Origin of the sequence: Paraburkholderia sp. BR14374 (genome assembly GCF_040948685.1) — a bacterium.
GTDB lineage: Bacteria > Pseudomonadota > Gammaproteobacteria > Burkholderiales > Burkholderiaceae > Paraburkholderia > Paraburkholderia youngii.
This window is the reverse complement of record NZ_JBFPKF010000014.1, coordinates 1-22,310: the sequence shown is the minus strand read 5'-3', so window position 1 is coordinate 22,310 and position 22,310 is coordinate 1. Positions and strand designations below refer to the sequence as shown.

The window sequence follows — 22,310 nt, the reverse complement described above, 5'->3', positions numbered from 1 at the left end:
CTGGTGCGCAGTTGCAAACCCAAGAGAACGAATAGCCAGATGCGTTGGTGAGATTGCTAATTTCGGCGTCGATCCACTTACAATCAGGAGACAAATATGCGTCCATCGCGAAAATCATCCGTTATGTTTGCGTTCAGTGCACTGACGCTTCTTCTCGTCAGTGCCTGCGGAGGCGGCGGGATTGACGCTGTGAAAAATCCGGTTTCTTCTGCACCTACAGTTTCTCTTCACGGAATTGTCTATGGAGCGACGGATACGAGCGTCCCTTCAGGCGCAGGGGTGCCCATCACCATGATGGGACAGATGAGAGCGCTTTTTGACCTCATCAGGAAGGCACCTGATTTCACGCAAGTGGTCATGGACTTGGGCGACGGCAGCCCGGTGCACGTGCTCGATACCAACACGGGCGATAAATTCCTGCCTGGCAAACTGGCGCTCGGTCTGTCGTACATATTGATCGATATGAAGGCGAAAGGGGATCCGAAATACGCGGATTACCTCGCGACGTATCAAAAGATAACGACCGCGATGATGGCGCAGACGAGCGGCGCCAGTTACACGTACGCAAATACGTCATGGGGCGAGTACTACTACCTCGTTGCGCTCAATAATTTCAAGGCGCACGGTATGCTCAACGAAGTCTTCAGCGACGCCATGCTGGCTACGCTGCAGAATCGCCTGACCTTCTGCGATATGTTCGGCGCGGATGCAAGCGGCACGAAAAATACGTGCCCCGCCGCAGGTGTGCCGATCGACGTTGCATCGCTTAATACCGCACAGAATTACTATGCGGTTTCTTACGGTATTGCGGGCCTGAGACAGAAACTTGGATGGACCAATCCGACTTTCTCTTCCGCCACCGACCCGGCTGTGGCATCGATGGGCGCGCGCGACGCGCTGCTGTACACACTCACGAATCACATTAGAAGAGACTCGTCCGGCGGTTTTTCCGACGAGGCCTCGAATACACATACGACCTATTTTGATCAGGCACGCTTCGATCGATACAGCACGCTGCTCATTGGAGAAGTCGTTGAGCGAACGTTCGAAATGGGCAATGAGGCCAATCTAACACCTGAATTGAAATCCTATCTGCGCAAGTCAGTCGATCTGATTCTTCCCCAACTCAACGCAGACGGGCAGGGTTTCAATTATGGCCGCTCCATCGGCCCATACGGCGATACAGCCTTCATGGAAATCCTGACCGCGGCGGCCAATGCAGGCGTGTTGACCGCGCAGGAAATGCAGGTCGCCTATTCGTTCATCTATAAGGCGGCTTACCGCTTTGACACTTTCTGGTACGACCCGACCCTGCCGACGCCGTCGGTGAATATGTGGGTCAAAGGGCGCGGAACCGATGCGTATCGCGGCAAACCTCGAGTCATGGGTGAGAATTTCAGTCTTTTACACCAGTACATGTATGTGAATGCCTGGTGGAACAAACTGGGTTTTGGCGGCAATGCACCCATGGCTGATTCCGACCTGCAAGCCTGGCTGGATGCGAGGCCGCATTACACGCTCACGTGGTACAACCTGCCCACGGACACGGCTCACCCATACAGCGCAGCGCTTATCACGGTGCGCGATGGCAAGCGCGTCATCAATCTCAACCTGAACCAGGCACCCGACTACAATTCGTACACGCCCTATTACCCGACACCGTTCTCCGACAACCTGATTTATGGCACAACGGATCAGGGCTATGCGTTGCTGATTCCGCAAGTTTCCTATAACGGGAAAACTTACATTCCGGTCACGTATTATAGGAACCTGAACGTTCAGGAAAATAACGGCCAGGTGATCGTCTCTTTCGACACGACCAAGTTCCGGCAGGCCGTTAAGAATGCAACCTATGCCACGGATATCGACCTGCAGGTCCACACGGTCCTAACCTTTGGTCAAGGCACACTGACGCGAGCCGATACGCTGAATTCTGGAACGTTGACCGGCAACATCGCGGTCGAGACGGACTTCACGTCTTTTGCAGATGTCCAGCACGCCATACCGGGTAGCGATGGTTACTCGGTTCGCTACTCCAATAGTAATGCGACCAGCTATGACACTACGGGTTTTGACAGTTGTGTCCTGTCTAACTTCGAGATGGCGGGCGGGGTCACCAATCCGCTGTCGACAACGCCGATTGGGCAACTGCATTCGAATTTCGCGTGTACGACGCGCCCCTTCGCACTCAACGCGGGCAGTAGTCGTACGTTCACCTGGACTCTGAAGTACTCTGGTTTGAATTGATCCTGCGAAGTGGGCCGGCCCTTATAAGGGCCGGCGTTGCCCTGCAAGGCAGTTTATTAGCTGAAAAGCTTGGTATGGTCGAATTTTCCTGATTTGTAATTTGATGTTCAGCTTTCCTCTCACACAAAAGGGAGTGCTGTGCCAGTTAGTGAGTCATTCAAACTCACGTCCCTCGGGGCGAGGCGCGCAAATCTGTGCGTCGAAGATGTCATTGGCCGGCATTGATTTCAGCGGTGTGCTCGCAGCTTACGGATGTCGCGTCGGCGTCGACCACATGGCGCACCTTGGGTCGCAAATGAGCCACCTTCGGCCACACTGCGTGCACGTCTATAAGCTCAGTTGAAATTTCGTCGAGGAATGATACCAATGCGCCTGACTCGCGATGTGGCCTTATGAGGGACATCGGCATCTGGCACACCCCCGTGCCCGCGACTGCAGCATGCCTCAGGGATCTGGGATAACCTGAAGGTACGCGTCACCTGAGATTCCAGATTCCCCAGATCGCAATGGCTGTGCCGATTGCTATAACGCCGCCGAAAAGTACGTAAGTTTCCACGGATACCTCCAGGGATTGTTAAACGCAGCCACGCTATCAAGCGCATGGGCTAGCGATCCTACGCGATGGTTCTTTCAGTTTCGCTACAGTGCATGGTGGATTTCTGCAGTACACCACCCGACCCGTGTGTTCGGTGTCGGCGACAGGCTAGGTGGCATGCGGGTAGGTGTTGTCCAACGCTTCCCGCAAGCCTGCCGTGGGGCTGGTCGCATTACCCCACAATGTGACGGACGAGCTACGCACAGAATTCGGCCAATATAACTGGCCGCCGTCGCTTCACTGACGTTCACAACGGGTATGGATCAACGAGGACATTCGCAAGTGCGAATGCGTCAGAAACATCAAGAACCCTCCCTGTGGCATTCAAAGTCACAGGAAAAAGTCGGGGCGTTCAAGCGACCGGCAATCGTGCTCGGTTCGAAGCCGAACTATGAAAACGCTTGCTAACGATATTGATCGCTGTTCCTTCTCCACTGCATTCATCAACCTGGTGAGCGGACCTCGAACGCTCACCAGGAGATGAAACACGAAATGCTATTGATCGAAGACTTGCATCATCGACATTAGAAGCCCAAGCCCGGCAACACTTGCGTGCCTTCCGCCGCGACCGAATGCAGGAGCGACGGATCCAGTGCCAGCGACTTCAGAACCGTAGGCGCGACCTGGGTCAAGCTGACGGTTTCTGTGTTCGTGGCCGCCTGAAGCGTCGGGTACGAAACGAGCAGACCGACATGGCTATCGTCCGGCGCGTTGCCGCCGTGTTCGGCATCTTTCTTCGTACTGCTCGTATAGATGACGCCCGGATTAGGCTGCACGATGATATCGGGCGTGCGACCTTGCGCCGGATCGCCGAACTTCGCTACCAGTGCGGCGCCGGTTAGGATCGAAGCCTGCGGACCGTCGGCACAGATTCCCGTGGAAGTACACGAGAGATTGGCCTGAAGTGTCGCCACGACCTGAGCCGCTTGCGCTGGGTTACGTAGCCAGATCAGCCCGACATCGTCGGTCTGAGCCATGCCAGTGCCAGCGAGCCCAGTGCCATCGTTAAGCGAGCCGCTAGTCGTCGAAAACTGGCCGAATTTGCCGTTCGCATCAAGATAGTTGTTCGCCTCAAGCAGCGCAGTCAGCGTGTCACCGTTTTTGACCAGCTTCGTATGGTCAGACGGCGACTGGCCGTGTTTCGCCGTGACGACGACTACAGTCGACGCGTACAGGTTCTTTGCTTTCAGCTCCGTGACCATCTTACCGATCGCTCCATCGACGTAAGCGATGGCGGCGCTGACTTGCGGACCCGGCGTGAAATTGGCATCCGTGTAGCCACCGCCCGATGCGTTCGTCGCTTTCTGTGCAACGCTCAGCGTTTGGAAGTTTGTGCCGAACACGGTCGGTACACCCGGCGTGGTCGCCCCCGTCGAATCCTTGCCGTCGATCTGATTGAGAATCGCCTGCACATGCAGATTGTCAAAAGCTTCTGTGTGCGTGTAGATGTCGGTGTAGTCGCTGTTCGTCGTCGGGTCAATCGAATTGATTTCAGTGCGGGCGAGGTCGTCGACGCCCTTGCCTGACGGCCCGTTGACCCAGTCATAACCCCATGCGTGCTTGTCGGCCCACGCCGTGCGGGCGTTCGCCATCTGTGACTTGACGACTTCGAACAGGGTGTTGGTTTTGATGTAATTGTGAGGATAGACTGGCGTACACACGCCGTTCACCTTCGCGTTCGGGATTGCCTGCGGGTTAAAGCCGCCGCCTCCGTTAAGGTGCGTCAGTGCCCCACCGTTCATCGCGTCGATGCCGGTCGTTTCATCGAACACCACGTTCCATCCCTGCGGGCCTGCGCATTGCGTATCGCTCGGTGCGTAGAGCGTGCGGTCATAGGAGACGTCATAAAAAAGGCCGGCGGTTTTCGGTGATCCGCCGGTTAGCAAAGCAGCTAGGCCTGGGAACGAATCGGAGAGCCCGGGTGTCGACGCACTTGAGTATGTGACGCCGGTTTGCGCGAGTGCCGCGATGTTGGGACAGGTCTTCGCGGCAACGCAGTTGGCGAGGTCCTGCTGATGCATTCCGTCGATACTCACTAGCAGCACGTGCTGCGCGTTCGCTATTCCGCTCGCTACTGGCGTACCTGGATTGCTGTTGTCGTTGCTGCCGCATGCGGCGAGCACTGCGGCGGCGATCAAGCCTGAAGGTAGCGCATAGCGAAAGGGAATGCTCATCAAAGTTCTCCGGACGACATAATTGTTGGTTTAGGGGTGCGCCTGCGTTCGCATACGCGACACGCGAGCGGCCCGCCATTCTGCAGACGGAATAAGTCGTCCACGTTACAGGGCGATTCAACCGGACGACGCCCCCCTTTTTTGATGTCGGATTAGAGAATCAGAGGGTGAAGTGTAGATTGGAGTGCCCCCACCGATGCCCAAACACTCAAGCCGATCACCGACGCTTTCCGAATCAGAGGGGATATCGCGCAGGGTGAGTATGGCCGTGTCGGCGCGTCAGATCGCGCGGCAATCGCAGCAATTACCGGCTTGGCTCCGATGACACAGATTCTCCGCGGCAAGCGACAACCAGTTCTCGCTGTTGGCGGAAACAACCGGGCGCATCAGGAAATTACGTATCTATGACGCGGCTTTGCGCGCTATGAATCGGGAAAACGGCCTCGCACTTTATAGGTGTCGAAGCGCTCGTATGGCCAACCTTTCGACGTCGGCAGCAGGCGAGGGACCAGTCAATCGAAGCTGTATGAGCGAGCGTCTTTTTATGGCCGAGAGCACCAGTCCAATTAAGGTCCTGTAGAGCGACCGTTGAAATCGTCGACGGCCTGCTTTCGGGCGGCTTCTGCGAATGAGTGCAGTCGGGCCAGCTTCGGCCGTTCGCAAGCAACTGCAGCGCAGACATCCAAATGTCTCCTCGGGCTGGCAAACAGCCATACGATTTGGGCGCACACCACCCAGAAGTCTGCGGCCCTCTGGCCTCAGCGCCGCACCGACAATGATCTACGCCAAACCGTTCAACATAAGAAACGTATACCCCCGTACCCTATCTAAGAGTAAAATAGCACCCTACTGTATTCAGAGGGCTAGCCGTGAGCCATACGATTCGCGAGAAACAGAAGCTGCTCAACCGCGTTCGCCGCATCAAGGGACAGGTTGAAGCCATCGAGCGTGCACTTGAAGAGGAGCGCGGCTGCATGGATGTGCTCCAGCTCATCACCAGCAGCCGTGGCGCGATGAACGGGTTGCTCGCCGTGGTTCTCGAAGACCACATCCGGACGCATCTCGTCGACGCAGAGCCGGACGACGAGCACGGCAGCGGCACCGAGCAGCTGATTGAAGTAGTCCACAGCTACTTCAAGTAAGAGGGAACCATGAGTAACTTTGAAGATGCCGCTTTCGGAGCGGGGCACGATCACGTCTTTCTGGGCGCGGCCCATGAAGACAACGAGCGCAGGACGTGGATGGTCATCGCACTGTGCAGTGCGATGATGGTGACTGAAATTGTTGGCGGAAGCCTGTTCGGCTCGCTGGCGCTCGTCGCCGATGGCCTGCACATGTCGACACACGCCGGCGCGATGCTGATCGCCGCTTTGGCATACACCTACGCGCGCAGACACGCGAGCGATAGCCGCTTCGTATTTGGCACCGGCAAGCTGGGCGACCTGGCGGGTTTTACCAGCGCTATCGTGCTTGCCATGATAGCGCTGCTGATTGGATATGAAGCCATTTCGCGCTTTCTCTCGCCCGTGCCCATCCACTTCGGTCAAGCGATTCCCATCGCGGTGCTCGGCCTGCTGGTGAATCTCGCAAGCGTCTGGCTGCTCAGCGGAAACCATCACGGCCACGATCATGGACATGGGCACAGCCACGGTCACGGGCATGGACATGAAGACGCACACGGTCATGAGCAAGAGGCGCATCGCATCTTCGCTAACGCGGGCGTTTTCGCCGTGTCGGTCTTCGAAGATGGTGTGCCGCCCGTTTTCCGCATCACGCCTGAAATGGCTTCTTCGAGACTGACCACCGACGCGGTATCAATCACGACGATTCGGCCCGACGGTTCCCGGCAGACCTTCACGTTTGAAGACCGTGGGAGCTATCTGGAGTCGAAAGATGACATTCCCGAGCCACATGCGTTCAGGGCCGTTGTCAGCTTGCCCGATGGTGAACACTCAATCGAGTTCGAAGAACACGATCACAGTCACGACGAAGCGCATGCAGCGGCGAATCGCGATCACAATATTCGCTCGGCCTACATTCATGTCATCGCGGACGCGGCAGTTTCCGTGCTCGCGATCATCGGCCTCCTGCTGGCCCGTGCGTTCGGCTGGGCCTGGATGGACCCGCTCGCAGGCGTAATCGGCGCCCTGGTAATTGCGAACTGGTCGTGGGGCCTGATGCGCGATACGGGAGGCATTCTGCTCGACATGAATCTGGATAAGCGCATGGCCGAAAACGTTCGTCACGTCATTGAAGACAACGGTGACGCCGTGCTTGACCTACATGTCTGGCGCGTCGGCCCCGGGCACATGAGCGCGGTGGTATCGGTCGTCACCAGTGAAATACAACGCAGCCCGAGCTTCTATCACGCGGCGCTCAAACGTTTTAAGGGGCTGTCACACGTGACGGTAGAAGTGAATCCGACGCGTGCCGGCGCCTGAGACTAAGCGATGGCAGTCATATCACCGTGCGTCGAGGTGTGCGCTTCCGACGGTAAAACCGAACTATGCATCGGTTGCTTTCTTTCGAACTCGAGAAGAAATTCGGGATTGGAAGAAGCTGACGGACTACCGGCGGCGCCAGATCCTGAATGAGAAATCCCGGCGACCGGCGAAGGTGATACGAGGCGCACCGACGGCCCAAGCGGAATGCTGAAGAGGTGCGTGTGTGGCCTACACCACTTGAGTGTCCGTTCTGCAGCGTCTTGTGGTCCGTTGGCGGGGAACCGGTCAACGGCGGAGGTACGGCCGACCGCTTCAGGCAGTCGGCCATGAACGATCGGCCGTACTTTTCATGCTTGTATATGAACCCCTTTACCCCGTAGCGTGTATTGCGCCTGCCGCGGCGCGGGTCGGTTCAGAGCGGCACCGTTTCTGATGGCACCGCCGGATCCGTCAACGGTCCTCAAACGGCAGGTTCCAGTCCGTGATTGCGTTCGTATTGTCATCGACCGCGGCAAAGTGCACGTGCTCGTTCATCACCCGACCAAACGCGATGCCGAACGCACCGTCTGGCGCCGGATCAATCGGCAGTTGCGCAACGAATTGCCCTTGCGGCGTGAACTCTACGAGTTCACTCGGCTGTGCCGGATCGGGGTTGATCGCGTCGCCGTTTGAGGTGAAGAGATGGCCGTTCGGTCCCGCCGCTAAACCGAGCGCTCCATGCAGGTGCTTGTTGTCCGCGTAGATCACCACGCCCTTGCCGCCGTCATGCTGTGAGGTGCCCGCACCGAACACTGCGAAGATCGCATTGTCGACGATCGACGCAACGTAGAGCACATCGCGTAACGGATCGTACACGAGTCCGGCAGGCCCGATCTCCACTGCTGCCTGGTCGCCGCGGAACTGGTAGCCGGATGCGACCTGGGTTGCCCTCACGAGATGCACGCCGCTGTCGTCGACCGTGACGTCGAGCCGCACAACGGTTCCGTTCAGCACGTTCGAGACGAACACTTTCGCGCGATCGCCCTGGTCGAAGACCGTCATACCCCATGGTCCATCGATCTTCGCGGCGGTCGTCCACTGCGCGATCATGTTGCCGCTGCGGTTCACGATGATCAGCGAGCCGGGTTTGATCGTGTGGAACGTGCCGTCAGTAGTGGGGGTGTTACCGACCAGCACGAAGCCGCCGCGCAGCACATTGAGCGCCATGGTGAGGCCAAGCCCGGGGGGGCCCTGGAAGAATGTCGCGGCCTGCTTCGCGCCCGGCACGATCTTGACGATGGTAGTGCCGGTGCCCTGCACGTTCTGCGCATTGTTGAAGTTAGACACCAGCAGGTCGCCCGGCGCGATGGTGCCGTAGGTGGGAAAACCGGCCGGCACGAACGCGACGCCATACGGATTGAGGTCACCATTGGCCGGCACGGTGGTCGATGTGACTGAGGGTGGCGGCAGCAATGGGACGGAATCTTCGGCGTACGCAAAGTTTGCCGCGCCGAGCGCGACGCCGATGCCGCACAGCGCGAGCAGCAGACGGCGCCACGGGTGGCCGCGTGCGCTGCGCGCGGGACGGCCCGAACGGGCAGTACTTCGCGCGAGCATGGGCTGCGTTGCTTGCCCGGGGTTGGCAGGCGCCGCAAGACGCGGAGCCAGGCGTGTGATGACAGTTTTCATGACTCGACTCTCCACGAAGTCTGCGGCAGCCTCCATCCACGTACGCGCGAACGCTCCGTGGGTAGTGTGCTGGCTGTCGCGAGCGATCCCGCCTGATGCGTTGCATTTGCGCCACGGCGAGCGCGCGAAGGCCCCTCACCGGCGGCGGGTGATGCATCAGGCGATACAAAGGCGGCGTTGTGGCAAGGTGCGCGGCAACACCGTTCTTGCCGGCACGACCGGTCCGGCAGTCACGGCGGCCCGGCCGCGATACGGAGGGGACCGCACGTACGCACTAAACGGCTGCGCGCGGCAAATATTCCGGCGATAGCAGTCGAAATGCGCTTGCCGACGCCTCGGCTCAGCCGCCTTGCTCCTGACGACCTGGACAGGACGAGGCAGCACCGCTTGACGCCGATGGCCCTCAGCGACGATTGGCAGCGGCGGGAACGAGTATTCGCATTGCATTCGCGATGCGCGAGTCGGCCTTCGTTCGAGCGTCTCTGTTCGTCAAAGGCAAACTGCGTGCAGGCGCTGGCAGACGAGCAGGAGCTTAGCCAGCGACGATGCGCCAAACTTCAGGTCGCATTGCCGGCATGACGCACGCCATTTCCAGGCAGAAGATCAAGCAGGCCGTTCGGCGGAACACTTAAGCTTTTATGCGCGTCACGCGATGTGTTCGCTTGCGAACACATCCAGATCGAATGCGTCCATGCTGTGATCCATTATCGGGCTAGCGATGTGAGACTATGTGCTCTCCCACGCTGGCCACGCTGCCTGCGATAAAAAAGTCGACCGTAGGAGACGCGCATTTCATTGGGAATCCTTTGGGGGTTTCTACCATTAACTCGACCATATGAGGATTTCGATGACACTGAACGTGGACGGCACGGCTGGCGTGCCGGATGAGATCGTTACGACGCCGACCGATGAGTCAATCCAGGAGCCCAATGCGTCAGGAGACGTTGCGGATCTGGCGGTAGCTGAGTCAGCCGACGTTGCAGATGCGGCGGTAGCTGAGTCAGCCGACGTTGCAGATGAGGCGGTAGCTGAGGCGGGCGACGTTGCGGATCTGGTGGAAGCTCAGTCAGGCGACGTTGCAGAAGTTGCGCAAGCTGGGTCAAGCGACGGTGCAGTTGAGTCAGGCGACGCCGTTGATGCGCAGGTAGCTGAAAGTGCGGGGGCGGATGCCGGCGCACCCGCTGATGAGAACCAAGCGGCCGATCCAGTAGATCCGGCCGTCGATCAGGACGGCGAAGTCAACGAGGATTGACGATCGGCACTCCGGGCAATCCTTGTACCGCCCCGTTTCGCACCCGGCACCGGGAGTTGCGTAACCGGTGCCGGAGCCACAGCCGGGGACAACGGACCTTCGTGCCGCGCGTTCCCGACAACGGCGGCCACGTTGCGCGAATCAACGTGCGACAGCCCGGCAGGTTAAAGTGTCCGCTCGCCTGCCTGGCCGCCGGGAGTATGTGGCGGTTGGCGGCACATGTTGCGCCACCTTTTCGAAACACGTACCTCGCTTGACAACTCTTATTTTCGAAGCCAGTCGTCCCTCCCAATCTGGAAGATAGTTGTATTCCAAGCTGGACCTTTGAAGAAGAGGTCGTCAACACGTTCCGTATAAACGCTCACGGTCGACGTGCCTGGGCCCTCTGCACGCCTGCTTGCGGATTGGGAAAGCGAGGTTCCCATCGAAGACGACACTTCGGCATCGCTGCAACGGGATGAAGAGCAAGTCTGTTTGATCGGCGCACAATCCGCTGTGTGTCCAGAATCTGGCCGCTGGTACATCAACGGTCTGCGCAATCACGTTTTTCGGATGGTGACTCTCACCGCGCGGTTCATAAACCCTCGATATCCACCCGTACTCTTCGGCGTTGACCTTGGCGTGCATGACAGAACCGGATGATGCAGCCTGCGCGAATGCGGAAGTTGCGCAGAACGATGAGCACACTGCTGTTAAGTCGGGAGGCGAAATACATGATGGGATTCCTTATCGATCAATTGTCGTTTTCTTCTTCTCTGCAAGCAGATGTACTGCTGGTAGTTCTGAATCTCTTTAGAGCGTGCACGTAGATGCCGCCCCAGACAGCGTCACAACGTTCCGCAGTCATTCCGCATGTTGCGGCCCACCGATGCAGGTCGAGGGAGCAGTCGTAGATCGCGCCACCCTCAGCGCATCACGTGGGTCGATCGTCAATGACGAACCATCGGAGCGTGCGAGCCGGTTGGTCAGGCACGGCAATTAGCGTGGGCAGGCTGCCGATCACGCCCTTCACCTGGGCGACAAACGCGTCACCCTTCATTGACCCGCGGGAGACGGTTTCCAGGCCGCACTGCGCCGCCGTGTTCAAGCGCGAGTGAACGATGGTGAGCCACCGGTCCGTCATCGTGTAGCCCGTGTCGTGGGCTTCGATGCATGTCCGATAGTTCGAAGCGACAAACTTCCCCGCGTCACCCGAGGCCGCAACCACCGCCCACGCCTTCTCGTAACTCCCGTCAGCCCGTCCCGCAGCGCCCCCCTCCATCGACTGCGTTTGCAGGCCATAGGCCACGGCGACGCCTGCAATTGCAACGAATCCAGCGAGATGCACGGGACGACGCTTCGCTGCCTGACGGCCCGATTTCGGTACTGAAATCATGACGTGATCCCCTTCGTTCGACGACAAGGTCGGATCCCCGTATCTGTGATTGTTATGGTCACCCTGCAATACAATTGCGGGCTGGACCTTCTATGGGATCGTAGATTATTCGCTGACGTCCGAACATAACCTGAATAGGTGATCGCGTGAGCCCGGCCAGTGCCGACGGCGCCGCTCCCGTTCACTTCGGAAAGAAAGCCTGACGGCGCGATATTCGCACTCCGGGATGAGCTCGCGGACTTCGCGGTCGGTGACGGCGAAGCCGCCGTTGGGCACCTGCTGTCGCGGAACTAATCGGCGTAGTACCTGACGGACACAGTTGAGGGCGCGCCGGGGCCAGCGGCGCGCCACTGCCGGGCTCAGGCGGGTGATATGGGTCTGGAATTCCCTGAATCCTGGGCTTTGGATATCGTTGATCCAGGTCGTCAGGGCGAGGTGTGAATTGGGAGGTACGTCTGACTGACTGCCCTAAGGCCCGCTGCTTGCAACGCCCCAGCGCCTGCAGTTTGCTATCGCAACTTGCCGAGCCACAGCGCGGTCAGCGTCGAGCGATTCCGGACGTTGAATTTGGCGTAGATCGACTTGATATGGACATGCGTCGTGTTCGGACTTTGGTCGAGTTTCTGCGCGATCTGCTTTTCCGTGAGTCCGTCGAGCAGCCCCAGCAGCACCCTTCGCTCGGCCGTCGTCAGCGGAGCGTCGGCGATGAGCAGGCCATGGCTGAGCAGTTGCTGCCGGTTGAACCATCTCAGCCCATGCATCACGAAGCCCAGACGCTCGAGATCCGGCGCAGAGAAGCGAGGTGCCCGCACATCGCGAAACACGAAGAGATGAATCCGCACATCGTCGTTCAGCGAGCAACGCACCTGGATGCTGTCGCCGTGGCCGACTTCGAGGTAGTGGCGCCGATAGTGCTCACCTTCAAACCATTCGGCGGGCATCGCCTCGAAGAGCAGGTTGGCGCAGAACGGCTCGTGCCCTGACGCGGCCACGACATGTGACGAGTCGACGTGGCCGGACCAGAGCGTGTCGTACTGCTCCTGCACCGAAGCGACCATCGCCGGTACCGGATGCAGGAGCCGAACCAGTCGTGGACGCCAGCCGAACAAAGGATCCTTTGGCGCGAGCGAAGGCAATCGCACAACAACGGCCCAAAGCGCATTCTGTGCCTTGACCATAGCACAGAGCGTGGTTAGCAGATGGGGCAGCGCGACATCGCCATCACCTGCTGAGAACTCGGCCAGCCGATCCCAGAGTGCATAGACGTCATCGTGGACCGGTGGATTGGTGGAATCCGCGAATGGAAGCATGTCGTCCTCAAGAAAAATGCGCGGATCACCGGTCTTCGGTGAGCATGAGGGTATCACCTTTTTAGGTAGTACCCACGCGCATCACGGTGCTCGATACTGATGTGCCGCTCACAGCCGCGACCGTCATCAACTGGAACTAAACAGCACTGGGTCGCCGCGCGCACCGTGGCGAGCCTGAGAAAGATCCCCTTGAATCTTGCGCGCATGGCACAACAGCGGCAACTGGAGAAGGGCAGTCTGAAAAACATCTGCAACCTGGCGGCATGGGACACCGTCGTGCGAGAGTCGACTCGCGCCAGACGAACGCCCGTCCGCAATGTGGTCGCGCTGATCGCCCCGCATGTTTGCGGTGCTGAGGAAAGGAACCGTGATGAATGCATATCTGGATCCCGCAGACGCGAGTGCAATCACACCTTCTTGCGCCTTGCAGGGCGCGGCCGCTATCGCTGCATTTGCCTCGAACGCTCTGCTGTGTCGCGTCGCGCTATTCAGCAACAGCATCGACGCAGCTACGTTTTCCGATATCCGGCTGCTGGCCGGAGGCGCGACATTGCTGGCCGTGACGAAACTTAGGCCGGAACATGCTCGGCAATCCAGTCCTGACTGGGTTTCGGCGACTGCGCTAGGCACTTTCATGATCCTGTTCTCGTTGTCGTATCTATCCCTCGGTGTCAGCACCGGTGCGCTGGTCCTGTTCGGGACGGTACAACTGACGATATTGACTTCTTGTCTCCTTAAAGGCGAACGCTTCCACCGCGTGGCGCTAATTGGGTATCTGGTGGCTATTGCCGGACTGCTATGCCTGACAGCTCCTGGCGCCGGCGTTCCGGGATTATCTGGCCTGCTTATGATGGTCGGGGCGGGGGCTGCATGGGGGCTCTATACCCTGAGAGGCAAGCGCGTCGCGAGTCCACTATCAGCAACGACAGGAAACTTCCTTCGGGCGACACCGATCTGCATCGTCTTAGGATTGATCCTTCACGCCCCTGCACATGCGAGCGCAGCCGGAGTTGCCCTCGCTGTGGTTTCTGGTGCCGTGACATCAGCAATTGGCTTTGTAGTGTGGAGTTCGACGATCCGAAGACTGACGGCAATGTCCGCGGCTGCCATCCAACTGCTGGTGCCGCCCGTTGCGGCGCTCGGCGGCGTTCTGTTCCTACATGAACCCATGAGCACGCGTCTCACTTTCAGTTTTGTTGCCGTCCTTGTCGGCATTTCGCTGACAGCTTCGGCCGGCGCCAGACGCAACGGCAAAGCTCGATAAGCGCGCGGCCTATTCGCGCAAGACGCGTCCTGCTGTTTTCGTTGACGTGGTCATCTGGGTAAGGGCCGGCCTGGCTCTGTGCATCCCTCCGCGAGATTTCGATCACCTGCCATTGCCCAGACAGCGAGGTGTCACCATGAAACAAGCTATTGGCTTTGCCATCGCCTGCTGGCTGTCTGCTGCAATCCTGCTTTTCGTGGATTCTACGGCCGCAATACCGCTGAGTGTCACGCTGGTCCTAGCGGGGATGGATCTGTTCGCGCCTTAGCAAACCGCTGCGATCCTCGGTGCAATCCACGCTTCAATTCTTGCGCAGACCGTTTTTGTGGCCTGTGTCGTGAGGCGTGGATGCAACGTCGAGTCTCGATTGCAAATGGCAGAGGTGGCTCCGGATATCCCAGACTGCCAGCGTCTTCCCCCCGGCGGGGCGGCGAGCGTCGCAGACAGGCAATCACGGCCTCAGCCAGCCTCGGCTGATCGGCCATGCGAGCAACGTACGATAGAGCGTGACCACCAGATCTGTCATCGCCGTGCCGCCCGTTTGCCACAGCCGCGCAATTGCCGCATAAGCGATGCACGCGACGGCCACTGCCCCGATCATGTCGAGCGGAAAATGAACGCCGAGAAACACGCGTGCCCACGCGACGATGATACCCACGACGAGCGTCATGCCACCGAGCCAGCACATCCGCCCGAAGAGCAGCGGCAGCGCGATGCTGGCAAAGAGGGTGGCGTGATCGCTTGGGAACGACGAATCGGGCACATGCGCCAGGAACGTGTGGCCGAGCCCGATCATGAACGGGCGGGGGTGCTGCCAAACGAGACCGATCAACTGGTTGACGCCGAGCGCCAGCAGCGCGACGCAGCAGGCACGCAGGGCCAGCTCGCGCCGCTGGCGGTCCCCAGAAAGCCACATCATCACCAGCATGAGGGGGACTAACCAGATCAGATAATTTGCAGAGACGAGCGCCGTGCTGACCAGCCATCCCGGCGTTGCCGGCGTGCCGTTGATCATCAGGAAGAGCGCGTGGTTGAATGCTTCGATGGTATTCATTGCGTCGTTTTGTGCTGAAGATGAAGAATGCGTCAGCCGCCGTGCGTCTGCGGCTGCGGCGCTTGGCTACACATGACAAGCGGCACCGCAGCGAGCGCGCCCTGCTCGCGAGATTGGATACGCCGAAAGCGGCCGTAGGGTAGTGCGGCGAAACCTTCCCGGCGCAGGCCGAGTCTTAGTCCATTGCCGATCAGCGGATCGTCCTTGGCCAGCAGTATTCGCATCCGTCGTCATCCTGTTCCCGCCGGTTCCCTGACGCGGCGTCGCAAGCTTACCGGCCGGAAGGTTAACACTGCATTAAGGGGCGGACACCGCGCAGGGTCGCCTTCACTCTGGCTTCAGCCTCGGGTCCGTAGACTGCTTTCTGTCGCGACCACGATGTCGCCCGTTCAAGGAGAACCAATGAAGAAGCTCATTGTTGCCTGCCTGATCGCCACGTCCGCCGCAGAGGCTCACGCGGTATGCACAGGCCCTGGTGCCGAAGCGACGGCCACGACGGTCCAACAGCTTCGCGACGCAGGCAGGGAAGACCAGCGCATCGCACTGCGCGGCCATATCGTGAAATCCATCGGCGACGAAAAGTACCAGTTCGCCGACAGCACGGGAGAGCTCCCGGTCAAGATCGACCCCAAACGCTGGCCGGCCGCACAGCCGGTGAATCAGACGGGCACCATCGAGCTGACCGGCAAGTACGACAAGGAAATCGTCGGCGCATCAAAGGCCAAGGTCTATGACATCAAGGTGGTGCAGTAATGGTTGCCGGCCCCCTGCACACGTCCCGGCTGTTTGCACGGGAATGGGCGACGGCGCCCTGGTCGGTCGGCGCCATCTGCCCGAGCTCACGGCGACTCGCCGCGCGCCTCGCGCGGGAGGTGCCGGCAGGCAACGGTGTGGTCATCGAACTCGGTGGCGGTACCGGCGCGGTCACGCACGCGTTGCTCGAAAGCGGCGTGCCAACCGACCGGCTGATCGTCGTCGAGCGCTCCCCTACCTTCGTGCAGCATCTGCGCGGGCGATTCCCGGATGTGCCGGTCATGCACGCCGACGCTGCCCGCCTGGCCTGGTGCCTGCCACTGGACCTGCGCGTCGACGCGATCGTGTCGTGCCTTCCCTTGCGCTCGTTGCCTCATCGCGAGGTGGATGAGATTGTCGACCAGTGGCGGCAGGTCCTGCGTCCTGGTGGTGTCGTGATTCAGTTCACCTACGATCTCCGGCCGGACCGGAACGTCGTGAATGCCGGTGGGATGAGCGACTTTGTAATGCTGTCGAGCCGGATCATCTGGGCTAACCTGCCGCCGGCCCGTGTCGTGACGATGCAACTATGAGCGGCACAACACGCGGCGGGAGCGCCTCGCACCTGCATTGCCAGGACTACTCTTCTTCCGCTTCTCGCACGACGAGCGGCGGTAGCGGGCAGCCGAGCGTATCGCAGATGGCGCGGAGCAGCTCCGCTTCGCGGACGGTGACCTGCTGGTTTGCCAGGATGCAGGCCGCGCAGGCGGCGACGATCCGGCGCTTGATGGCCGGGATCGATTGATTGAGCGTTTGCAGGGCCGCGTCGAATCCGGCGAGGGAGCACTCTTCGCGAGGCCGCAAGCGGTAGGCGTGCTCGCCGCCGATGTAGCCGCGCATGCCCGCATCGAAAGCCCGCGCGGCCTGGTCGGTTTCCGGTTGGCCTTCCCAGGCCAGTAGCGCCAATACCGTTGCCACCGGGTGCGCGAGGCTCTGCAGGGAACCGCGCATTGCACGCGCCGGGCGCTGCGGGAGGAATTGGGCGTCGAGATGGCGATGCAGTACACAGCGAAGCGTGTACTCGAACAAGCTCAGCCGCTGGTCGGCGATCATTAGCATCTCGACCTGAGCGCGGAATGAACGATGCTGCCGCGGCGACATCTGCCGCAGTGCTGGCAGGCTCAGGTCCAGAAGGGGTAGCCGATGCGTGTCCGGCAAAGCCTGGACAGGGGCGATCAGCCGCAGGGTTTCGGCAAAGTCCTGAGGCTCAGCGCCGGCTTTCAGCCGGGTCAGCTGAAGTTTCCGCAGGTCCGACCCCGGGTCCATGAGGAGGGCGTAGACCAGGGCGCGAGCACTGAACGGCTCCTGGGCGGCGACCCGGAGCACGTCTGGCATACCGTCGTGTAACCCCTGCGCATAGCTAATCAGTTCCGGATCGATGTGGCCGACCCGGGATGCTGTTTCGTCGGCGAGCCCCAGGACCGGCACCGGCACCTGCGGAAGCCCCGGTAACGTAGGAGCCCCGCCGAACGGCGGGGCATGGCTGGGCCGGGGGCCTTCAGGTTCTTCCCGATCGACGCCTACCGGCCGCACCTCCGGGAACCGGCCGTCGAACTGGGGATTGAGCCGGCGGATGCGCTCGACGAGGGGCGGGTGGGTAGCTAGCAGTCCGGCGAGTCCGTCGCCAGCGAAGGCGTTGGCGAAAAACATGTGGCCGGCCTCTGCGGCTTGGGGGTCGCCTATGCGTGAGCCCTCAGCCAGACCGCCGATCTTCTTGAGCGCCCCGCCGATTCCGTCGGGGTTGCGCGTGAACTGGACGGCACTGGCGTCGGCCAGGTACTCGCGCTGCCGCGACACCGCCGCCATGATCAGCCGACCGAAGAACGCTCCCACGAGGCCCAGCACGAACACGCCCAGGCCCAGCAGCACCATGCCGCCCTGGGCATTCTGCCTTCCCGACGAGCGTCCTCTGGAAGCGAACATGAGGCTGCGGCCGATGATGGACAACACCATGATCCCGAAGATTAGGCCGATTAGCCGGATGTTGAGTCGCATGTCGCCGTTGAGGATGTGGCTGAACTCGTGGGCCACCACGCCCTGGAGCTCATCGCGGGTCAGGTAGTCGAGGCAGCCCTGCGAGACGGCGACCACGGCATCTCCCGGAGCGTAGCCGGCCGCGAAGGCATTGATCCCGGGCTCATCCAGAACATAAACGGGGGGTACCGGCACTCCCGCAGCGAGGGCTATCTCCTCGACGACGTTGAGCAGCTGTTTCTGCCGCGGGTCGGTGGTCGTGCCGGGCACCTCTACACCGCCCAACATCAGGGCGACGGCCTGGCCGCCGGAAGCGAGCTGACTCACCTTGAATGCGCTGGCACCGCCGACCACAAGGCCCACCCCCAGCGCCGCGAACAGGAGCATCTCCGGCTGCCACCAGGACACGGGTGCGTGGGCGTCATACGTGCTGAACGCCACGAGCAGCCCGTAGACCAGGGCGATCAGTATCAGGATCGCCAGGACGAAATAGACCACCAGCTGAAAGGTCTTGCGTCGGGCCGAATCCTGCTGTTGAAAGAAATTGGTGGTCACGGTCAGAGCGGCTTGGGGAGCATGAGACGCATAGAGAGATGCGGTCCCGGCTTACCGGAACGACACCTTGGGCGCTGCGCGCTCAGTCTCCGCGGTTTCCAGTAGCGTCGCCTGCTTGAAGCCAAACATGCCGGCCACCGTAACCGCCGGGAAGACCTCGCGCCGGATGTTGTACTCGGTGGCGGCGTCGTTGAACGCTTGCCGGGCGAAGCCGACCTTGTTCTCGGTCGAAGTCAGCTCTTCCTGCAAGGCGAGCATGTTCTGGTTGGCCTTGAGGTCCGGGTATGCCTCGGAGAGGGCAAAGAGCCGGCCCAGGACGCCGCCCAGCTGAGCCTCGGCCTGGTTGAACCCCTTAATGGCCGCCGGGTCGCTGGGGTTGGCGGCGACTTTCTGCTCGGCAGCCATCGCGCTGTTGCGGGCCTTGATGACGGCGTCGAGCGTCTCCCTCTCGTGGCCCATATAGCCCTTGACCGCTTCGACCAGGTTCGGAATCAGGTCATAGCGCCGCTTGAGCTGCACATCGATCTGCGCGAAGGCGTTCTCGAAGCGCTTCCGGGCAACCACCAGCCCGTTGTAGATGCCCATTAGCCAGAGCGCAAGCAACAGCCCGATGCCCAGCAGCACGAGCAGGGTGACGATGACGGGACTCATTGGCCGTGACCTCCGACGAGAGCACTGCTGGTTTGGACCACCGCATGACTATGACTATGGAAACAGGATAAACGAAATGGCGTTCAATTCAATCAAGTCGGGATGCCGATACAAGTAAAACGGCGGAGATTCATGCGCTGCCGCTCGCTGCCAATCCAGTTGCGGCGAGGCCAGAACAGCATCGCCGGTTGAGTCGGTGCATGTATTCAGTCGTCCCGCCGATCCGCCGGGAGATTATGGTTAGTTATCGTCGATCTGGCTAACTGGTCACGAACTCGACCTGACGATATGTGCTTTCCGGGTCAAACTGTCAAGGTGCGCGTCGATGCCTCATGACCCGCGCGAAGAACAATGCGGTTGCGCTCGAACATCTCCGCCCAACCTTTGGGCGACACCATATAGTCGCTGCAATCGCCATACTCGACGATCGAGTCGCTGAAGATTTCGGAGCCGCGATACGAAAAAGCATCGAAACCCGGCTTGTTCGTCGCGAACAGATCGAACCGCGTGCGCGGCAGAAGCGCCGAGAGCACACGGTGAATCTCGATGCATTGATCGGGTTGAATGTCGCCGTAATCGCCATTCAAATACACCGGATCGTTGCCGCATCTGTTTCGAACGAACAACACCTTTTTGCCGTCCAGTTCGTTGACGAAGCGATCAATTCTCCGGGCATATTTCTTCCGCAGATCCGGAAGCTGCTTTTCGACGTCGTCCACAATCACGCGACCTTCTTCATCTCTCGCGAAATCGTGGTGATACATGAGATTGAACCGCGTATCGACGACGGTGCCTCGATCCGCAGGAATAGCCAGATGCGACGGCTCGAAAAGACCGCTGAATCGCGCATCCAGAACGTCGAGCAGAGCTTGGAAGGGCGTCATCCACCAATCGAACGGATAAGCCGTTCGCGTCTCGAAGTGATGACGGATATTCCAGGTCACTTCGCAATTCGAGCCAATGCTTATGACCCGATCGTACGATCTGGTGCGCGGATTCTTTCGGTTAAAGACGGCGAATTTCTCGAGGAACTTTAGCTTGGCTTGCATGAAAGTTTCGGCGGCAATGCATATCGCTCCGGAACTCTAAGTAAAGCAAACCAACGGGGCTGAGTGTGTGATGGGCGTCACAAATCGTGACGCATGGATTGGAATGCTTAATCGGTGCAGCGTCGCTCCTGCCAGGGTCTATCTCGAACAACCGGTCAGGAGGGGCGCGATTGCCCGACCGTAGCGCCTTCGCCCATCGCTTTCGCACGTAGTTGCAACTCAGCCTCGCCTCTCGCAAGCTTGGCCAGCATTTCCGCATTGCGAACGATCAGGCGTCGATAGTCACGTTCGATCACCTCTCCGTCGATAAGAGAACGGATCGCGCGCGATACTGTTTCGCGGCTCACATTGGCCATGATCGCAATGGCCTGCTGGTTGGGTAGATTCTCGATGGTCAACAGGCCGCCTGCACTCGTTTTCATGGAAGCCTCGAGCACTGAATAGACCCTGGCGTAAGCGCGCGTCAGACCCAGCATCGACCGGTAATTCGAAGCCTGGCGAATCGTGCGGCACAGCCGTTGCAACAGCGCCTCCACCACTGCGGGATTACGGTAAAAGAGTGTTTGCGCCTGATGCTTCGGCAAGAAGCCGACCACTGATTCCGTGATCGCAATGATCGAAGCCGAGCGAGGACCGCCGTCGATAATCGACAGTTCGCCAAAATACTCACCCGGCTCGACGAAATCGAGTCCCACCTCGCGGCCGTCTTCCGACAGTGCGATCACCTGCAGGCGGCCGGACATCAACATGAGTAGCGATGAACCGGCGTCGCCCTTATGAACGACGAATTCCCGCTTCGAGAAGCGGCGATAGCGAATGTGGCGGCTGGTCTCTTCAATGACTTCGTTCGCAACGTTGCGTAGCAGCTTTTGTTGTTTCAAGAGATCAATGGCCTTTAATGGGCCGCCATTGATCCTTTCTTCTTCGGTCGACATCTCTCTCAATTGTAATTTGCTGACACGGGCACGCAGGACGATATGCGTATCGAGCGCTGACATCTGTGACGGCCGTCACATCCTAATTACAAAATTTCGCTAATCATTACCGGATTATTCGATCGCAGTGCCGTGAGGATCTCGGGGAAAAGATCAGATGCAGGAACGCATACTTCGAGGGGGTCGTTCGGCCGCATTGCAGTTCGTTGTTTGCACGGCGTTTCTTGTGCACCATGACGCGCATGCGGAGTCCGCGACGATTGGCAATGCAGTCGTCGTGATTGGACAGGCGTGTGCACAACGCGCGCAAACGTTTTGCACCCCGCTTGCCAAAGGCGCCTCCATTGAGCAGGGCGACACCGTCGAGACGGGCAAAGATGGCTACGTGTACATCACCACGGTCGATCACGGCTTTATCAGTGTGCGACCCAATTCATCGCTGACATTCGAACGCTACGAATACAACCCGGGCGATCCACGCAAGACGGTCATCAAGCTGTCGCTGACGAGGGGCATGGTGCGCGAGATATCGGGTACGGGTGCTCAGGCCGCGCGCGACCACTATCGGATGAACACGCCGGTCGCCGCGCTCGGCGTGCGCGGCACCGATTTCACCGTGTTCACCGACGAAAACGTGACGCGCGCAGACGTGCTTAGCGGCGGCATCGTGATGACGCCGTTGGGCGCCGGCTGCTCGGCGACGGGCGTGGGTCCTTGCGAGGGCTCGGCTGCGGCACAGCTATTTGCTGGCAAACCGAACGAATGGCTGCAGGTGTATCGCGGCAGCGCTCGCCCTGTCGTTATCGACTCCGGACCGTCGCGGGTGATGTCCGAGCAGGCAGTGGCCGAGTTGAAGAGCGAGGAAAGCAGCGCTCGCGCGGCGACCGCCCAGGCACCGGTCAGTCCGGGCGTTGCGCCCGCGGAGTTAACCTTCCCGCTGACGACACCCGTCCCCGCCCCGGCCCCCACCC

Annotated in this window: 20 protein-coding genes and 1 pseudogene; 10 read left to right on the top strand and 11 right to left on the bottom strand. The window is 59.9% G+C overall.

The annotated features are described in order from the left end of the window. Window positions 1-96 precede the first annotated feature (96 nt). Window positions 97-2,247 carry a hypothetical protein gene (locus AB3X86_RS26620; RefSeq protein WP_368598312.1) on the top strand — a complete coding sequence of 717 codons (2,151 nt, stop codon included), beginning with the start codon at window positions 97-99 and terminating at the stop codon, window positions 2,245-2,247. Window positions 2,248-2,455: 208 nt separating this feature from the next. Here AB3X86_RS26620 and AB3X86_RS26615 read toward each other — a convergent pair whose 3' ends face one another. Beyond that, window positions 2,456-2,695 carry a LysR substrate-binding domain-containing protein gene (locus AB3X86_RS26615; RefSeq protein WP_368598425.1) on the bottom strand — a complete coding sequence of 80 codons (240 nt, stop codon included), beginning with the start codon at window positions 2,693-2,695 and terminating at the stop codon, window positions 2,456-2,458. Window positions 2,696-3,366: 671 nt separating this feature from the next. Beyond that, a complete protein-coding gene (locus AB3X86_RS26610) occupies window positions 3,367-5,016 on the bottom strand; it encodes an alkaline phosphatase family protein (protein ID WP_368598311.1) in 1,650 nt (549 codons plus the stop codon). An 869-nt stretch (window positions 5,017-5,885) separates the two neighbouring features. On the opposite strand from AB3X86_RS26610, the gene AB3X86_RS26605 reads away from it, so the two are divergent. From AB3X86_RS26605 to AB3X86_RS26595, 3 genes and pseudogenes are all read left to right on the top strand, one after another. Then, a complete protein-coding gene (locus AB3X86_RS26605; protein WP_028206235.1) occupies window positions 5,886-6,158 on the top strand; it encodes a metal/formaldehyde-sensitive transcriptional repressor in 273 nt (90 codons plus the stop codon). A gap of 9 nt (window positions 6,159-6,167) precedes the next feature. Then, the gene (gene dmeF / locus AB3X86_RS26600) at window positions 6,168-7,457 is read left to right on the top strand and encodes a CDF family Co(II)/Ni(II) efflux transporter DmeF (protein WP_368598310.1); all 1,290 of its coding nucleotides are present in this window, start codon (window positions 6,168-6,170) and stop codon (window positions 7,455-7,457) included. Window positions 7,458-7,466: 9 nt separating this feature from the next. Next, window positions 7,467-7,671: pseudogene (locus AB3X86_RS26595) on the top strand (DUF1289 domain-containing protein). 239 nt (window positions 7,672-7,910) lie between these two features. Here AB3X86_RS26595 and AB3X86_RS26590 read toward each other — a convergent pair. Beyond that, window positions 7,911-9,128, bottom strand: coding sequence for a hypothetical protein (locus tag AB3X86_RS26590; protein WP_368598309.1), 1,218 nt, complete (start codon window positions 9,126-9,128; stop codon window positions 7,911-7,913). An 847-nt stretch (window positions 9,129-9,975) separates the two neighbouring features. Here AB3X86_RS26590 and AB3X86_RS26585 point away from each other — a divergent pair. Continuing rightward, entirely contained in the window at window positions 9,976-10,380 is a 405-nt protein-coding gene (locus AB3X86_RS26585) for a mucin-associated surface protein (protein ID WP_368598308.1), read from the top strand. Between the two features lie 913 nt (window positions 10,381-11,293). On the opposite strand, the gene AB3X86_RS26580 is transcribed toward AB3X86_RS26585, so the two are convergent. Both AB3X86_RS26580 and AB3X86_RS26575 read right to left on the bottom strand, forming a co-directional pair. After that, a complete protein-coding gene (locus AB3X86_RS26580) occupies window positions 11,294-11,782 on the bottom strand; it encodes a hypothetical protein (protein ID WP_368598307.1) in 489 nt (162 codons plus the stop codon). 482 nt (window positions 11,783-12,264) lie between these two features. After that, entirely contained in the window at window positions 12,265-13,065 is an 801-nt protein-coding gene (locus tag AB3X86_RS26575) for a LuxR C-terminal-related transcriptional regulator (RefSeq protein WP_368598306.1), read from the bottom strand. Window positions 13,066-13,435: 370 nt separating this feature from the next. Between AB3X86_RS26575 and AB3X86_RS26570 the strand changes: the two genes are divergently transcribed. Both AB3X86_RS26570 and AB3X86_RS26565 read left to right on the top strand, forming a co-directional pair. After that, window positions 13,436-14,329, top strand: coding sequence for a DMT family transporter (locus AB3X86_RS26570; RefSeq protein ID WP_368598305.1), 894 nt, complete (start codon window positions 13,436-13,438; stop codon window positions 14,327-14,329). A gap of 136 nt (window positions 14,330-14,465) precedes the next feature. Continuing rightward, window positions 14,466-14,597: a hypothetical protein gene (locus tag AB3X86_RS26565; RefSeq protein WP_368598304.1), complete on the top strand. Its 132-nt coding sequence runs from the start codon at window positions 14,466-14,468 to the stop codon at window positions 14,595-14,597. A gap of 183 nt (window positions 14,598-14,780) precedes the next feature. Here AB3X86_RS26565 and AB3X86_RS26560 read toward each other — a convergent pair whose 3' ends face one another. Next, entirely contained in the window at window positions 14,781-15,383 is a 603-nt protein-coding gene (locus tag AB3X86_RS26560; protein ID WP_176379796.1) for a phosphatase PAP2 family protein, read from the bottom strand. Between the two features lie 32 nt (window positions 15,384-15,415). After that, window positions 15,416-15,607 carry a hypothetical protein gene (locus AB3X86_RS26555; protein ID WP_368598303.1) on the bottom strand — a complete coding sequence of 64 codons (192 nt, stop codon included), beginning with the start codon at window positions 15,605-15,607 and terminating at the stop codon, window positions 15,416-15,418. A 178-nt stretch (window positions 15,608-15,785) separates the two neighbouring features. On the opposite strand from AB3X86_RS26555, the gene AB3X86_RS26550 reads away from it, so the two are divergent. Both AB3X86_RS26550 and AB3X86_RS26545 read left to right on the top strand, forming a co-directional pair. Further along, window positions 15,786-16,136: a NirD/YgiW/YdeI family stress tolerance protein gene (locus AB3X86_RS26550; protein WP_368598302.1), complete on the top strand. Its 351-nt coding sequence runs from the start codon at window positions 15,786-15,788 to the stop codon at window positions 16,134-16,136. Next, entirely contained in the window at window positions 16,136-16,708 is a 573-nt protein-coding gene (locus AB3X86_RS26545; protein ID WP_368598301.1) for a class I SAM-dependent methyltransferase, read from the top strand. The genes AB3X86_RS26550 and AB3X86_RS26545 overlap by 1 nt, the downstream gene beginning before the upstream one ends. Window positions 16,709-16,754: 46 nt before the next feature. Here AB3X86_RS26545 and AB3X86_RS26540 read toward each other — a convergent pair whose 3' ends face one another. The 4 genes from AB3X86_RS26540 to AB3X86_RS26525 form a co-directional block, all read right to left on the bottom strand. Further along, window positions 16,755-18,704 (bottom strand): M48 family metallopeptidase, encoded by a 1,950-nt coding sequence (locus AB3X86_RS26540; protein WP_368598300.1) that lies wholly within the window; start codon window positions 18,702-18,704, stop codon window positions 16,755-16,757. Between the two features lie 51 nt (window positions 18,705-18,755). Beyond that, complete coding sequence (locus AB3X86_RS26535) at window positions 18,756-19,355, bottom strand: LemA family protein (RefSeq protein WP_176368220.1); 600 nt, start codon at window positions 19,353-19,355, stop codon at window positions 18,756-18,758. A 302-nt stretch (window positions 19,356-19,657) separates the two neighbouring features. Next, window positions 19,658-20,404: a DUF1796 family putative cysteine peptidase gene (locus AB3X86_RS26530; protein WP_368598299.1), complete on the bottom strand. Its 747-nt coding sequence runs from the start codon at window positions 20,402-20,404 to the stop codon at window positions 19,658-19,660. Window positions 20,405-20,559: 155 nt separating this feature from the next. Beyond that, a complete protein-coding gene (locus AB3X86_RS26525) occupies window positions 20,560-21,402 on the bottom strand; it encodes a Crp/Fnr family transcriptional regulator (RefSeq protein ID WP_368598298.1) in 843 nt (280 codons plus the stop codon). A gap of 163 nt (window positions 21,403-21,565) precedes the next feature. On the opposite strand from AB3X86_RS26525, the gene AB3X86_RS26520 reads away from it, so the two are divergent. Beyond that, the coding region (locus tag AB3X86_RS26520; RefSeq protein ID WP_368598297.1) for a FecR domain-containing protein at window positions 21,566-22,310 on the top strand (745 nt) is incomplete at its 3' end.